We start from the raw sequence: 16060 nt of genomic DNA on the forward strand, positions 1-16060 counted from the left end.
ATTAATTCTTTTTCTTTTCTAATTCGTCTAGTTCTTCATCAGTATGCTCTAAAATATCAAATGTTGGCTCTATAAACACTTGTTCGTTTGCCAAAGTTTTATTCAAAGTTAACACCAATGAAGGTAACAAAACAAGGTTAGATAACATTCCGAAAAAAAGTGTTAATGCTACCAATCCTCCTAAAGCTACTGTACCACCAAAACTAGAAAGCATAAATACTGAAAAACCAAAAAATAAGATTATAGAAGTATAAAACATACTAATTCCTGCATCATCAAAAGTAGCAAACACCGATTTTTTAATTTTCCAATCGTTTCTTGAAAGTTCTAATCGGTATTGTGCTAAGAATCGTAACGTATCATCGACCGACATCCCAAATGCAATTCCGAATACTAATATTGTTGATGGTTTTAATGGTATACCTAAAAAACCCATTAATCCTGCGGTCATTAATAATGGTAGCAAATTAGGAATTATAGAAACCAAAACCATTTTGAACGAACGAAACATTATAGCAACCAAGCCAGCGGTTATTAAAAAGGCAAATAATAATGATGATAATAAATTGTCTAAAAGGTATTTGGTACCTTTTTGAAAAACCGATGCTTTTCCTGTAATAATTACATTATAACGATCAGGCGGAAATAAGTTGTCAGCTTTTTGTTTGATTCTAGCTTCAATTGCGTCCATTTTTTCGCCGTTCTCATCTTTGATAAAGGTAGTAATTCTGGCATATTGGCCTGTTGAATCAACATAACTTTTCATCAAATTATTTTTGGCGTTTTTTGCACTATTTTTGGCAAATGATAATATAAATGATTGCTCCTGCGAAGTGGGTAATTGATAATATTCAGGATTTCCGTTATAGTAGGCTTGTTTAGAATATTTAACTAAATTTACAATTGAAAGAGGCTTAGAAAGGTCAGGAATTTCCATTATAGTTTGTTCCAATTCCTCCATTTTTTTCAGGTTGGATAATTTTAAAACACCTTGTTTTCGTTTGGTGTCAATCATAATTTCTAAAGGCATTACGCCATCAAATTCTTTTTCAAAAAATCGAATATCATCAAAAAAGGCTGTTTTTTTAGGCATGTCTTCAATAATGCTTCCTGAAATTTTGATTTCATAGATTCCGATAATTCCAAAAATTAATAGAATTACTGCCGTAGTATAAACCCCAAAGCGATTAAACTTAACGGTTCTTACAATCCAATTCATAAAGGCAGTTAAATATTCTCTTTCTAAATGGCCTAAATGTCTAGGAATGGGAGCTGGAATGTAACTAAAGTAAATAGGAATAACTAGTAAGCACAACAGATAAATAGCAATAATATTGATAGAGGTTACTACTCCAAATTCTGATAATAATGAATTATTTGTAGCAATAAAAGTTGCAAATCCTAGAGCCGTAGTAAGGTTTGTCATTAGTGTTGCGGTACCGGTTTTTGTAATTACGCGTTGTAATGCTTTTGCTTTATTGGCATGTTTTTGATATTCTTGATGGTATTTATTGATGAGGAAAATACAATTAGGAAATCCAATTACAATTACTAACGTTGGCACAAGCGCTGTAAGTACGGTAATTTCGTATCCTAATAATCCTAAAATTCCAAAGGACCACATTACTCCAATAATCACAATAATTAGCGAAATGAGTGTTGCTCTAAAGGATCTAAAGAAAAAGAAGAAAAGCAAAGATGTAATTAGTAAAGCGGCCCCAATAAATAAACCGATTTCATCAATAATTGTTTTGGCATTTAATGTTCTGATATAAGGCATTCCAGAGGTGTGAAGGTCGATGCCAGTTTCTGACTCAAATTTTTCAATTTCTGGAATTAATTTGTTTAATACATAGTCTTTTCGGGCTTTTGTATTTATAATTTTTTTGTCTAAATAGATAGCCGAACGTATAGCTCCAGATTTTTTATTGAACAATAACCCTTCGTAAAAAGGTAATTTGTTAAATAATTCTGACTTTATTTGTCGTAAATAGTTTTCATCTTGAATTTTGTTATTGTCAACCAATGATGTTAATTCAAAAGTATTTAAAGAATCATTTTTGCTGAGTTTTTGCAAATTATTGACTGATAATACTAAACTTACTTCTTTGTTAGATTGAATGTTTTTCATTAATCTACTCCATGAACTAAAAGCTTTTGGAGTGAATAGTTTTTTATCTTTTGTAGCAATTACAATTAGATTGCCTTCTTCTCCAAAATGGCTTAGAAAAGTAGTGTAATCAACATTAACTTTATCATCTGCAGGTATAAGATTGGCTTCTGTTTGCGTAAATTTTATATCTTTCCATTGCACAATCATTACGATTGAAATGAACACGATTACGCATAAAAAAGCAACTCTATTTCTTAATATTATTCGGGCAATTATTTCCCAAAAACCAATACCTAACAATTTTTTCATAACAGCTTAAAAAGGCAACAAATGTATGCAAATCAGCGCATATTTAATAATAATTAGATTTAGAATTAAATTATAATTATTATATTATTTTAACAAGATTTAATTTATGTATTAATATTTTTGAATTTTAAAATTCATATATTTGATTTTCAAAATTTGAATGGAATAAATCATTGTTAAGTTGTGTCTAAGGTTATGAAAAACTACAAAAATTCAATCTTTTATATCGTCGTTACTGGAGGTTTTTTAGTGTTGATTTATTGGATATTATCCAAAGGAAAATTTTTAGAAAACGGAAGAGATATAGTTGTCATAGCTTCTAAGGAAAATCAATGGACTCAATTTTTAACTTCGTTAACTCATAATCTTCAGCATCCTTTAGCCATTCTTCTAGGACAAATTATCACCATAATTCTAGTCGCTAGATTATTTGGGTGGATATTCAGAAAGATTGGTCAGCCGTCCGTTATTGGAGAAATTGTTGCTGGTATAGCATTGGGACCGTCTTTGTTAGGTTTATATTTTCCGGAATTTTCATCTACATTATTTCCTTCAGCATCGCTTGGGAATTTGCAGTTCTTAAGCCAAATAGGCTTGATACTCTTTATGTTTGTGATAGGAATGGAGTTGGATTTAAAAGTATTAAAAAACAAAGCTAATGATGCTGTTGTAATTAGTCATGCTAGTATTGTGGTTCCTTTTTCGCTTGGTATTGGTTTAGCCTATTTTATCTATTATAGATTTGCTCCAGAAGGTGTTGAGTTTTTATCTTTTAGTTTGTTTATGGGAATAGCAATGAGCATAACCGCTTTTCCAGTTTTAGCACGAATTGTTCAGGAAAGAGAGATGCATAAAACCCGTTTAGGAACCATTGTTATTACTTGTGCTGCCGCAGATGATATTACTGCTTGGTGTATACTTGCCGCTGTAATTGCTATTGTTAAAGCGGGGTCGTTTGTTAGTTCGCTGTATGTAATAGGACTGGCGATAGTTTATGTAGGTGCTATGCTTTTTATAGTAAGACCATTTTTAAAAAAAATAGGCGATTTATATAAATCAAAGAATAAATTAAGCAAACCGGTTGTAGCCATTTTCTTTTTAACACTTATTTTATCTTCATATACAAGTGAAATTATAGGAATTCATGCGCTATTTGGAGCATTTATGGCTGGTGCAATTATGCCTGACATTACTAAGTTTAGGGCAATTTTTATTGAAAAAGTTGAAGATGTTTCCGTTATATTATTATTGCCACTGTTTTTTGTATTCACAGGTTTAAGAACTCAAATAGGTTTAATTAACGACCCTTATTTGTGGAAACTAACGGGTGTTATTATATTAGTAGCCGTTGCAGGGAAGTTTTTTGGAAGTGCATTAGCAGCAAAATTTGTTGGTCAGAGTTGGCAGGATAGTTTAACAATTGGTGCCTTAATGAATACTAGGGGATTAATGGAGTTGGTAGTTTTAAACATTGGATATGATTTGGGTGTTTTAACATCCGAAGTTTTTACTATGATGGTTATTATGGCATTGGTTACTACTATAATGACTGGTCCAGCACTTGATTTGATAAATTTTATTTTTAAATCAAAAGCAGGAGAAATTCTCGATAATGTTACCAATAACAATAAGTATAAAATTTTAATTTCTTTTGGTAATAATGAGAAAGCTAAATCTCTTTTACGATTAGCTAATTGTTTGGTTAAAAGACAAAAAGACACTTCAACTATTACCGCAATGCATTTGTCATTAAGCGATGAAATGCATTCCTACGATATTGAAGAACAAGAAAAAAGAAGATTTGACCCAATACTACAAGAATCAAAAGTATTAAATCAAGAAATAACCACAATATTTAAAGCTACTATTGATATCGAAACAGATATAGCAGATATTGCTAATAATGGGGACTACGATTTGTTATTAGTAGGCTTAGGAAAATCAATTTTCGAAGGCACTTTATTAGGAAAAGTACTTGGTTTTACTACTCGAATTATTAATCCAGACAGACTTATTGATAAATTTACTGGTAAAGAAGGGTTGTTTGAAAACTCTCCTTTTGATGAACGAACCAGGCAAATCATTTCGAAAACAAAAATGCCACTAGGAATTTTGATTGATAAAAATTTAAAAACAGTCAATAACGTTTTTATTCCTATTTTTAATTCAGAGGATTCTTTTTTGCTGGATTACGCCCAAAAATTAATTTTCAATAATAATTCTAACACAAGTATTTTAGATATAAATAATATGTTTGATAACAATTTTGTAATAGAAAGCGCTATCGATTCTCTACAAAAAAATTATCCTAAAAACATATCTTTAACAAACGAAAGAACGATGAAAAAAGAGTTTTTAATCAAGCAAGACTTAATGGTAGTTAGTCTAGAAAGTTGGAAAAAGCTTGTTGACTCTCAAAGTGTTTGGTTGTCAAGTATCCCTTCGGTTTTAATCATTAAACCTTAGTTCAAAAGTATAAATAACTAGAATTATACTTTCATAATTTCAGCATCCTTATTTACAAGTAGTTCATCTATTTTACGGATGAAAGTATTGGTTAAAGTCTGAACTTCTTCTTCGGCACTTTTACAAATATCTTCAGATGTTCCTTCTTTTTCTAGCTTTTTTATATCAGTATTAGCATCTTTTCTAGCATTTCTAATACCTATTTTAGCATCTTCGGCTTCGCCTTTTGCTTGTTTGGCAAGATCACGTCTTCTTTCTTCAGTTAATGGTGGTACACTAATGATAATTACATCGCCGTTATTCATTGGGTTAAAACCAATATTGGCAATCATAATTGCCTTTTCAATGACTTGAAGCATATTTTTTTCAAAAGGCTGAAGTGTAATAGTTCTTGCATCAGGAACACTTATTTTAGATACTTGCGAAAGCGGTGTTGCCGAACCATAATAATCAACAAAAACACTTCCTAACATAGCAGGAGAAGCTTTCCCAGCACGAATATTCAAAAAAGCTTTTTCTAAATGGGCAATAGTACCATTCATAGATTCTTCGGTACTGTCTAATATAAATTCAATTTCTTCAGTCATATTTAAGGTTTTTAGATTGATAGACTTTTTAGATTATTTAGACTTTTTGTTTTTGTCTAATAATCTAAATTTGTCTAATAGTCTATATATTTACTACTGTTCCTATATTTTCTCCTTTGCAAATTTTAACAAGATTCCCTTTTTTGTTCATATCAAAAACAAGAATCGGTAATTTATTTTCTTGGCTTAATGTAAAAGCCGTTGTGTCCATTACATTTAATCCTTTTTTAAGTACATCTTCAAATGAAATATAATCGAATTTTGTTGCTGTAGGGTCTTTTTCAGGGTCAGAAGTGTAGATTCCGTCTACTCGAGTACCTTTTAAAATTACATCAGCATGAATTTCTACACCACGTAAAACGGCTGCTGTATCGGTAGTAAAATAAGGATTTCCTGTCCCTGCACCAAAAATTACGATTCTGCCCTTCTCTAAATGGCGCACGGCTCTTCTTTTTATGTAAGGTTCAGCAATAGCTTCTATTTTTAAAGCAGTTTGCAAACGAGTTAGCATGCCTTTATCTTCAAGTGCTCCTTGCAAAGCCATTCCGTTAATTACGGTGGCAAGCATTCCCATATAATCGCCTTGAACGCGATCCATGCCGTTGCTAGCTCCAGCAACACCTCTAAAAATATTTCCTCCTCCAATTACAATAGCAATTTCTACGCCTTTATCGTGAATTTCCTTAATTTCATCAGCATATTCAGCCAATCGCAAAGGATCAATACCATATTGTCTGTCGCCCATTAGTGCTTCACCGCTTAATTTCAGAAGAATTCTTTTGTATTTCATTCTAGTTTTTTTGTTTTTATGCGGAGTATATTATGCATATTTCTCCAGCATTTTTTTGTTAGATTTAGTTCTGCAAATATAGCTATATTCTGATTTTATGAAATAGTGTTTTAAAAAAATAAATTTATTTCTAAATCATAAAAATAAATTATTTAGCTATTAAGTAATAAATGTTACCTAGCAACAGTTTATAAAACGTAAATTTGTAGTATATATTCAAATTATGATGAAAAATTCAGTCGCCAAAGCCTTGTTTAACAGTCATTCTTATTTAGAATACAGAAAATGGATTTCTGATTTATTACTAGATGGAAAATCCAGCGGAAACGAACAATCGGAAGATTTAACTCATTACAGTAATTTGAATGTAACTAGAATGAATCGTTTAGATAAGACGATGAAAGTTGATCAGTCTATTGTTCTAAAACTTAAAGATTTAAAAAAAGAATACATTTGGCTTGTAATTTCAGAAGGCTGGTGAGGAGATGCGGCTCAAATACTTCCTATTTATCCACAAAATGTCAGAAGAATCAAATAATATTGATTTGCGAATAGTTTTTCGGGATGAAAACGAACCTTTAATGAACTTGTTTTTAACCAATAAAAGTAAATCAATTCCAAAATTGATTATTATTGAAAAAGCTACAGGAAGTGTGCTAAATCATTGGGGACCAAGACCAATAGGGGCGGCTAATCTCATAAAAGAGCATAAAGAGAAAGTTGGTGCTATAGACGAAAGTGTAAAAGCCAATTTACAACTTTGGTATTTGCACGATAAAGGGTTTTCTACTCAAAATGAGATTATGAATTTGATGTTGGATTTAGAAAAATAGAATCCTCAAATTCAGATACCCCTTTAGCATTTGTTACTTTATAATCGCCAATTTTTGTTCTTCGTAACGTTGTTAAATGCGCGCCAGAATCCATCGCTTTTCCAAAATCATAAGCTAAAGATCGAATGTAAGTCCCTTTGCTACATACTACTCTAAAATCAATCTCAGGAAGTGCAATTCTTGTAATTTCAAATTCGTGAATGGTTGTTTTTCTTGATGCAATTTCAACAGTTTCTCCTGCACGAGCATGTTCATAAAGTCGAACGCCGTCTTTTTTAATTGCAGAAAAAACAGGTGGCTTTTGGTCAATTTCTCCCAAAAATTGTTTGACAGTTTCATGAATCAAAGATTCGTTGATATGAGAAGTTGGAAAAGTTTCGTCAATTTCGGTTTCTAAATCATAGGATGGAGTAGTGGCTCCAATATGAAAAGTGCCAGTATACTCTTTAGCCTGTCCTTGAAGTTCGGTAATTCGTTTGGTGAATTTTCCGGTGCAAATTAGCAATAAACCTGTTGCTAATGGGTCTAAAGTTCCCGCATGACCAATTTTAAACTTTTTTGGCAGCCCAACTTTATTAATAAGTACATATTTTAGTTTGTTTACCGCTTGAAACGAACTCCAATGCAAAGGTTTGTCTATGAGTAAAATTTGTCCGTTTAAGAAGTCTTCAGCAGTCATTAAATTACAGACAGTGGATGAATAAAAAAGTGTATAATCAGCAACGCAATTCCCGCAATAATTCTATAATAACCAAAAACTTTAAAACCGTGTTTGCTTAAAAATCCTATAAATGATTTAATTGCAATTAATGCTACTATAAAAGCAATCACATTTCCAATAACTAATAAATTAATTTGATCGTCAGTCAACACAAAACCGTCTTTGTAATAATCAAAGCATTTCTTTACTGTTGCTCCAAGCATAGTAGGGACGGCTAAAAAAAACGAAAATTCCGCAGCCGAAGGGCGGGATAAACGCTGAGACATTCCGCCAACAATACTTGCGCCACTTCTGGAAACCCCTGGAATCATAGCTAAACATTGAAACAGTCCAATTTTAAAAGCTTTAATATAAGTTATTTCGGTGTTTGTTGCGCTTCCAAACCAGTCATCAACTTTTATTAATAAAAACCCACCAATTAACAGCGAAATTGCAACGGTAACAGGATTTTCTAATAAAGCATCAATTTTTTTGGCAAACAATAAGCCTAAAACAACTGCTGGAATAAAGCCAACTAGAATTTTTAAATAAAAATCGAAAGTTTGAAAAAACCGTTTAAAATACAAAACTACCACAGAGAGTATAGCTCCTAATTGAATAACAATTGTAAATAATTTGGTAAAATCATCGTGCTCAATTCCAAAAAAAGTACTCGCCAAAATCATATGACCCGTTGAAGAAACTGGTAAAAATTCGGTTATTCCTTCAATAATAGCAAGAATGATAGCTTGTAAAGTATTCATGAATGTGTTATGGTTTTAGATTAAAAGTGGAATAATCTATTTTTTAGATTTTTTCAAAATAGAATAAATTGTAATTCCAAACCCTATTAAAACTAAAGTTGGCGCCAATCGAATTCTTCTGAAGTTAAAAATTTCTTCATTAAAAACCTTTGGGTCATCACTACCGCCACCAGACATAAGTATAAATCCAAAAACAATAACGGCAATCCCAATTAAAAGGATTTTATAATTTATGGTGTCAAAAAGAAATTCTTGCGGTTGTTGTTCGTTATTTTTCATAAGTCTATTTGTATCAGTCTATTATCTATTCGTCTGTAAGATAATCGTCTTTTATCAATTTGTTTTTTAATATAAATCGTCAGTTCTCAAATTCAAATAGCGTTGCGTAGCAAAAAAGGTACTCAACCAAGTAATTAAAATACCTAGTATAAGTACGCCAAGCAATACCGCGCCTATAAATAATGGCTGTTCAAGTATTCCTAAATTTGGGAAACTTGTCTCTAGGTAGGCAAGTACACCAATTAATGCTAAAACGGCTAAAACAGAACCCATCAAACCAAGTTTTATACTTCGCATTATAAATGGTTTTCTGATAAATGATTTTGTTGCTCCTACCATTTGCATGGTTTTAATGATAAACCGATTGGCATAAATGGACAAACGCATAGAGCTATTTATTAAAATTACGGCTATAAAAGCTAAGATAGCGCTAATAATCAAAATCCACATACTTACTTTCTTGATATTATCGTTTACTAAACTTATCAATTGCTTGTCATATACAATGTCAGAAACCATTTCGTTGACTCTAAATTGACTTTCAATTTTTCGGATATTTTCAGTATCTATATAATCAGCTTTCAAATGTATGTCAAAAGAGTTTTGTAAAGGATTTGCACCTAAAAAAGTCATAAAATCTTCGCCAATAATATCAGTATGTTGTTTGGCAGCTTTTTCTTTGGTAACATATTCAATCGATTTTACAAATTTTGCCGCTTTTAGCTCCTCGTGAAAAGCATTCATAACACTATCATTGGCTTCATTTTTGAAGAAAACAGTCATAGCAATTTCTTCTTTAAAGTCGTCAGAAAGTTTTTTTGAATTTACCACAAATAATCCGAGTAGGCCCAAAAGGAATAGAACTAGAAATACACTTAACACCACCGAAAAATAAGAGGATATTAGTCTGCGTTTTTGAAATTTTTCGAAAGAGGTACTCATAATAAATTTAAATTATGTGGTAAAAATAATAAAGAATTTCTTTAATTATAGTTTATAACGTTTAAAGTTTTGACTTTAGTACAATAAACGTAAATTTGCTCCTGAATTTTTTTAAAACCCTTTCAGGGTTCAAAACCATGAAAGGGTTAATATAGATACCTAAAAATGACTTGAGCATGCAACAGCATAACTCCATTTAAAAATAATATAAATAATAGGAATGACTTGAGCTAAAGTGAAAGCATGAGACCTTTAAAAAACAATAAACAAGGCACGAATGAAATACAATCCGAACGAAATAGAAGCTAAGTGGCAAAAACATTGGGCAGAAAATCAAACTTTTGCTGCACATAATCCTAGCTCCCCTCCTTCGGAGGGGCTGGGGGAGGATAAACCAAAATATTATGTTTTGGATATGTTTCCTTATCCCTCTGGAGCAGGCTTGCACGTTGGGCATCCATTAGGATATATCGCATCAGATGTGTATGCGCGATACAAAAGACATCGCGGATTCAATGTCCTGCACCCAATGGGTTACGACAGTTTTGGATTGCCAGCGGAGCAATATGCTATTCAAACAGGTCAACGTCCGGAAGATACCACTTCAGTAAATATTGATGGTGGAGTAGACAAAGAAGGAAAACAAATAGCAGGGTATAGAAAGCAATTGGATAAAATTGGTTTTTCGTTCGATTGGAGCCGTGAAGTGCGCACTTCCAATCCTGATTATTACAAACACACCCAGTGGATTTTTATCCAATTATTCAATTCTTGGTACAATAAAAAATCTGATAAAGCCGAAGGTATAGAAACTCTGATTGCTCTTTTCGAAAGCGAAGGAAATGCAAATGTAAACGCTGTTTGCGATGATAACATCCCCGTTTTTTCGTCAAGCGAATGGAAGGCATTTTCTTCAGAACAACAACAAAAAATACTTTTACAATATAGATTGACTTATTTAGCTGAAACCGAAGTGAATTGGTGTCCGGGCTTAGGAACGGTTTTGGCGAATGACGAAATTGTAAATGGCGTTTCAGAACGCGGAGGCTTCCCAGTTGTTCGCAAGAAAATGACCCAATGGAGCATGCGAATTTCTGCTTATGCAGAACGTTTGTTGCAAGGTTTGAATAATATTGATTGGAGCGAAAGCATCAAAGAAAGCCAAAGAAACTGGATTGGAAAATCAGTAGGGGCAATGGTTTCGTTTGCTATAAAACCTCACCCCCAGCCCCTCTCCAGCGGAGAGGGGAGCCAAGCTGTTCAAAAAGGATATATGACAGCTAATGGTTCTATTGCTAAACAAATGGTTGAGAATGCAAGGGAAAATCGCAAGAATCCAACTGAGGCCGAAGATGCACTTTGGCAAGAAGTCAGGAACTCTAATCTAGGATTTAAAATTAGAAGACAGCATTATATTGGAAATTTTATTGTTGATTTTGTTTGTCTTGAAAAGAAATTAATTATTGAAGTTGACGGAGGTTATCACGATACAAGTGAACAAATTGAATTAGATGAACTACGAACTTTAGAATTAGAGCAAAAACATCTTTTTAAGGTAATCCGCTTTAATAATGAAGAAGTTTTAAACAATATTAAATCTGTTTTAGTAAAGATAAAAGAAGAATTAAGCTCGCGAAATTCTTATAAAGATAACGAAGGTCTCGCTCCCCTCTCCACTGGAGAGGGGTTGGGGGTGAGGTATATAGAAGTATTTACCACCCGTCCCGACACCATTTTTGGAGTCACTTTCATGACATTGGCTCCAGAACACGAATTGGTGTCTGAAATTACCACTCCAGAACAAAAAGCAGCTGTTGAAGCCTATATCGAAAAAACAGCAAAACGTTCCGAAAGAGAGCGTATGGCAGATGTAAAAACCATTTCAGGGGTTTTCACAGGAGCGTATGCTGAGCATCCGTTTACTAAAGAACCAATTCCGGTTTGGATTGGAGATTATGTGCTTGCAGGTTACGGAACGGGTGCTGTTATGGCAGTTCCTTGTGGTGATGAACGAGATTACGCTTTTGCTAATTTCTTTAAAGACAATCCCGAGACTTCGGGAGGTATGCCTGAGATCAAGAATATTTTTGCTAATGCCGATATTTCAAAAGAAGCATTTAGCTCTAAAGACAATGTGATTATTGCCAATTCTGATTTCTTGAATGGACTGAACTACAAAGAAGCAACTAAAAAAGTAATTGCTGAATTAGAGAAAATAGGACAAGGAAAAGGCAAAATCAATTATCGTTTGCGTGATGCGGTTTTTTCTCGTCAACGCTATTGGGGCGAACCCTTTCCGGTATATTATGTGAATGGCTTACCACAAATGATAGACGCGAAACATTTGCCAATCATCTTGCCAGAAGTGGAAAAATACTTACCAACCGAAGACGGATTACCGCCATTAGGAAACGCGACAGTTTGGGCTTGGGACAGTGTAAAGAATAAAGTAGTTGAAACGAATTTGGTTGATAATGTGACCATATTTCCATTAGAATTGAACACTATGCCAGGTTGGGCAGGAAGTTCTTGGTATTGGATGCGGTATATGGATGCGCACAATGAAGGAGAATTTGCTGGCAAGGAAGCCCTGAAATATTGGGAAAGCGTAGATTTATACATTGGCGGAAGCGAACACGCAACCGGACATTTATTATATTCTCGTTTTTGGAATAAATTCTTGAAAGATAAGGGTTTTGCACCTACTGAAGAACCCTTTAAAAAACTGATTAATCAGGGAATGATTTTGGGGATGAGTGCTTTTGTTTATAGAAAAAAATGTCTTTATAAAATTAAAGCATTTGATGAATTTGGGGATTTGATTTTGGATGACGATCAAGTTTTTAGTTATACTATTTATATTTCAAAAGATAAGCTTAAAGGTATTGATATAGAAACACTTGAAAAGGAACATGATTCGGAATTATTTAATGATTTAATTGAAGAAAAAATAAAAGAGATTGCCGATTTACAATATCGAGCTATAGCAATTTTGGTTTTAAGCGATAAGTATAAGTCTGAATTTATACCAAGCCAAAACATCTTTAATTATCTGACTGATTTAAATAAAGGCATGCATAAAGATCAATATTTTGAAATTGATATATTTCATTCTGATTTTCAAAGAATTCATACAGATGTTAATTTTGTAAATGTATCAGACGAATTAGATATTAAAAAGTTTAGAAATAGGGTAGGAGATTTAAATGCCGAATTTGTCACCGAGGAAAATGGTAAATTCCTTGTCAGTCGCGAAATCGAAAAAATGTCCAAATCCAAATACAATGTAGTTACTCCAGATGATATTTGTAACGAATACGGAGCCGATACTTTGCGTTTATACGAAATGTTTTTAGGACCCTTAGAACAAGCAAAACCTTGGAATACAGCAGGAATTTCGGGAGTTTTTGGTTTCTTGAAAAAATTATGGCGTTTGTATTTTGATGACAATGGTTTAATCGTAAATGACACAGAACCATCTAAAGACAACCTAAAATCCTTACATAAAACCATCAAAAAAGTAGCAGAAGATATCGAAGGATTTTCTTTCAACACTTCAGTTTCACAGTTTATGATTTGCGTGAATGAATTGTCGGCTCAAAATTGTCATTCTCGAGCTATTTTAGAACCCTTAGCCATTTTGATTTCGCCTTATGCTCCACACATTGCTGAGGAGTTGTGGAGTCAATTAGGCCATTCGGGTTCAATTGCTACGGTTGATTTCCCAGTATTAGAGGAGAAACATTTGGTAGAAAGCAGCAAGGAGTATCCGGTTTCTTTCAATGGAAAAATGCGTTTCACCATCGAGTTGCCCTTAGATTTAACTCCAGCTCAAATTGAAGAAATCATCATGAAAGATGATAGAACCATCAAGCAATTAGCAGGAAATGCACCTAAAAAAGTAATTATCGTTCCAGGGAAAGTGATTAATTTGGTGGGGTAGTTGGCTTTGTGCCGTAAAGCGATTTGCCATTTAATAATTGATAGTTAGGGGTTAGAAGTTATAGGTTAGGGGTTAGAAGTTATAAGTTCAATCAACAACCACTCTGTTTTCTAAAACCAAGCGAAGCGTCTTTCTTGCATGCTATACCTCTATGTTCCTGCCTGTCGGCAGACAGGTTTAAGTGGTTAAAAAATCTATGGCAATACCAATTTCAATATTCAAATCGAAAATCTGTTTTGTCCGTGAGCAATTACTGAACCTCTGCGATGGATGAGATGCTTCCTGTGTTAGCATGACACGATGGAGTGGGAAAATATTAGAGTAGAAAGTTTAAATTTTATAACTGAAAGTTGAAAATGAATCACGAAAAACTAATTTAGTTATATTTGCACCATGAAGCAAAAGAATTTATACATCATTGCAGGATGTAATGGAGCAGGAAAAACAACAGCTTCTTTTACTATTTTGCCTGAAATTTTAGATTGTAAAGAGTTTGTCAATGCTGACGAAATTGCAAAAGGACTTTCTCCATTTCAGCCTGAAAAAGTTTCATTTGAAGCGGGAAGAATAATGCTTCATAGAATTACCGAATTACTCTCACAAAATGAAAATTTTGCATTTGAAACTACACTTGCAACTAGAAGTTATAAAAACAGAATCCTTGAAGCTAAAGAGAAGAATTACAATGTGACACTACTCTTTTTTTGGCTTAAAAATACAGAATTAGCTAAAGAAAGAGTAAAAACTAGAGTGCTTGAAGGAGGCCACAATATTCCAGAAGATATAATAGAAAGACGATACTATAAAGGTATTAAAAACTTATTTGAAATTTATCTTTCTATTGTTGATCAAGCATTGCTTTTTGATAATTCTGAAGGAAAACATGAGCTAATTGCAGAAATATCCGCAAGCGAGGAATTATATATTCTAAACGAAACAAAATTTAACGAACTAAAAAATAACATATGACTCCAGAGGCTAAAATAGAAATCCGAAATAAAATAGTGAAAGGTCTAGAAAAAGCATATGAAAAAATGCTTCTTTTTAAAAAAGAACATAAAAGTGAACTTGTCATTATTAGAAATAATAAAATTGTTAAAATCAAATTATAAGTAAGCGAAGTGTCGGGAGGGATGTTAAAAGTTCAACCCACAACCACTCTGTTTTCTTAAACCAAGCGAAGCGTCTTTCTTGCATGCTTTACATCTATGTTCCTGCCTGTCGGCAGATAGGTCTATGTGGTTAAAAAAGAATTAATTTCAATGGCAATTTCAATGTCAATTTCAATGTCAATAGTAATCTCAATTCCTCAATCTCAAATCCCAATTCCCAACTCCTCAATCCCAATTCCTCAATCCCAATTCCTCAATCTCAATTCCCAATTCTCAAATCAGAAGTTAGAGGTTATAAGTTAGGGGTTAGAAGTTCAATCCACAACCAATCTGTTTTCTAAAACCAAGCGAAGCGTCTTTCTTGCATGCTTTACATCTATGTTCCTGCCTGTCGGCAGATAGGTCTATGTGGTTAAAAAAGAATTAATTTCAATGGCAATTTCAATGTCAATTTCAATGGCAATTTCAATGTCAATAGTAATCTCAATTCCCAATTCTCAAATCAGAAGTTAGAGGTTATAAGTTAGGGGTTAGAAGTTCAATCCACAACCACTCTGTTTTCTAAAACCAAGCGAAGTGTCTTTCTTGCATGCTATACCTCTATGTTCCTGCCTGTCGGCAGATAGGTCTATGTGGTTAAAAAAGAATTAATTTCAATGTCAATTTCAATGTCAATTTCAATGGCAATAGTAATCTCAATTCCCAATTCCCAACTCCTCAATCCCAACTCCTCAATCCCAAATCCTAAATCCCAATTCCTCAATCTCAATTCCCAATTCCCAAATCCTCAATCTGCAATCTTTAACCCTCAAACCCCAACTTTTCCTACAACACCATTTCTGTCATTTATCGTCCAAAAACACAAAATACCGACCAACGGCAACTTAACGCAAAGACCACGAAAATTTAACATTCGTTTCATCTTGACTCACCTCAATCAGTGTAAATTTGGTTTGTAATTTTTGGGGAAATTACATCATTTATGAGCTAAAAGTAGGCGTAAGGTGTATTGTTTTTGTATAACACCATGTATTTTTTAAAGAAAATAATTGCACAGAAATAGCTAAAATGTAATACTATTTATAACGGAAATGGCTTTTTATTAACAATTTTTGCATTTTTTACAAAAAATCTTTGCGGAAGTCATTTTTTAAAGTAAGTTTGTAGTCCCCCTAAATTTTTTTAACCTGTATTATACTAAGAAGTGTGCAAACACCTCTCA

General features: G+C 33.1%; 13 protein-coding genes. 5 read left to right on the forward strand and 8 right to left on the reverse strand.

Features of this window, described 5'->3' with window-relative positions; genetic code table 11:
• Position 1: 1 nt before the first annotated feature.
• A complete protein-coding gene (locus ACFQ0S_RS02645; protein ID WP_379752996.1) occupies positions 2-2422 on the reverse strand; it encodes an efflux RND transporter permease subunit in 2421 nt (806 codons plus the stop codon).
• 195 nt (positions 2423-2617) lie between these two features.
• Between ACFQ0S_RS02645 and ACFQ0S_RS02650 the strand changes: the two genes are divergently transcribed.
• Positions 2618-4888: a cation:proton antiporter domain-containing protein gene (locus tag ACFQ0S_RS02650; protein ID WP_379752999.1), complete on the forward strand. Its 2271-nt coding sequence runs from the start codon at positions 2618-2620 to the stop codon at positions 4886-4888.
• Between the two features lie 23 nt (positions 4889-4911).
• On the opposite strand, the gene frr is transcribed toward ACFQ0S_RS02650, so the two are convergent.
• Both frr and pyrH read right to left on the reverse strand, forming a co-directional pair.
• A complete protein-coding gene (gene frr / locus ACFQ0S_RS02655) occupies positions 4912-5475 on the reverse strand; it encodes a ribosome recycling factor (RefSeq protein ID WP_379753002.1) in 564 nt (187 codons plus the stop codon).
• A gap of 82 nt (positions 5476-5557) precedes the next feature.
• Entirely contained in the window at positions 5558-6265 is a 708-nt protein-coding gene (gene pyrH / locus ACFQ0S_RS02660; protein ID WP_379753004.1) for a UMP kinase, read from the reverse strand.
• Between the two features lie 223 nt (positions 6266-6488).
• Here pyrH and ACFQ0S_RS02665 point away from each other — a divergent pair, with 223 nt between their 5' ends.
• Positions 6489-6746 (forward strand): thioredoxin family protein, encoded by a 258-nt coding sequence (locus tag ACFQ0S_RS02665; RefSeq protein WP_379753007.1) that lies wholly within the window; start codon positions 6489-6491, stop codon positions 6744-6746.
• Between the two features lie 37 nt (positions 6747-6783).
• The gene (locus tag ACFQ0S_RS02670) at positions 6784-7098 is read left to right on the forward strand and encodes a thioredoxin family protein (protein WP_379753010.1); all 315 of its coding nucleotides are present in this window, start codon (positions 6784-6786) and stop codon (positions 7096-7098) included.
• On the opposite strand, the gene truB is transcribed toward ACFQ0S_RS02670, so the two are convergent.
• The 4 genes from truB to ACFQ0S_RS02690 form a co-directional block, all read right to left on the reverse strand.
• Entirely contained in the window at positions 7067-7777 is a 711-nt protein-coding gene (gene truB / locus ACFQ0S_RS02675) for a tRNA pseudouridine(55) synthase TruB (protein WP_379753013.1), read from the reverse strand. The genes ACFQ0S_RS02670 and truB overlap by 32 nt on opposite strands.
• A complete protein-coding gene (locus ACFQ0S_RS02680; protein ID WP_379753016.1) occupies positions 7777-8562 on the reverse strand; it encodes an undecaprenyl-diphosphate phosphatase in 786 nt (261 codons plus the stop codon). The genes truB and ACFQ0S_RS02680 overlap by 1 nt, the downstream gene beginning before the upstream one ends.
• A 36-nt stretch (positions 8563-8598) precedes the next feature.
• The gene (locus ACFQ0S_RS02685) at positions 8599-8841 is read right to left on the reverse strand and encodes a DUF3098 domain-containing protein (RefSeq protein ID WP_379753019.1); all 243 of its coding nucleotides are present in this window, start codon (positions 8839-8841) and stop codon (positions 8599-8601) included.
• 66 nt (positions 8842-8907) lie between these two features.
• Positions 8908-9783 carry a cell division protein FtsX gene (locus ACFQ0S_RS02690; protein WP_379753022.1) on the reverse strand — a complete coding sequence of 292 codons (876 nt, stop codon included), beginning with the start codon at positions 9781-9783 and terminating at the stop codon, positions 8908-8910.
• Between the two features lie 277 nt (positions 9784-10060).
• Here ACFQ0S_RS02690 and ACFQ0S_RS02695 point away from each other — a divergent pair, with 277 nt between their 5' ends.
• Together ACFQ0S_RS02695 and ACFQ0S_RS02700 are read left to right on the forward strand one after the other, a co-directional pair.
• On the forward strand, positions 10061-13726 hold the full coding sequence (locus tag ACFQ0S_RS02695) for a leucine--tRNA ligase (protein ID WP_379753025.1): 3666 nt from the start codon (positions 10061-10063) through the stop codon (positions 13724-13726).
• A 393-nt stretch (positions 13727-14119) separates the two neighbouring features.
• Positions 14120-14695 carry a zeta toxin family protein gene (locus ACFQ0S_RS02700; RefSeq protein ID WP_379753028.1) on the forward strand — a complete coding sequence of 192 codons (576 nt, stop codon included), beginning with the start codon at positions 14120-14122 and terminating at the stop codon, positions 14693-14695.
• 771 nt (positions 14696-15466) lie between these two features.
• Here ACFQ0S_RS02700 and ACFQ0S_RS02705 read toward each other — a convergent pair.
• On the reverse strand, positions 15467-15607 hold the full coding sequence (locus ACFQ0S_RS02705; RefSeq protein WP_379819041.1) for a hypothetical protein: 141 nt from the start codon (positions 15605-15607) through the stop codon (positions 15467-15469).
• Positions 15608-16060 lie beyond the last annotated feature (453 nt).

It is taken from the genome of Flavobacterium myungsuense (assembly GCF_042677265.1).
Lineage (GTDB): Bacteria > Bacteroidota > Bacteroidia > Flavobacteriales > Flavobacteriaceae > Flavobacterium > Flavobacterium myungsuense.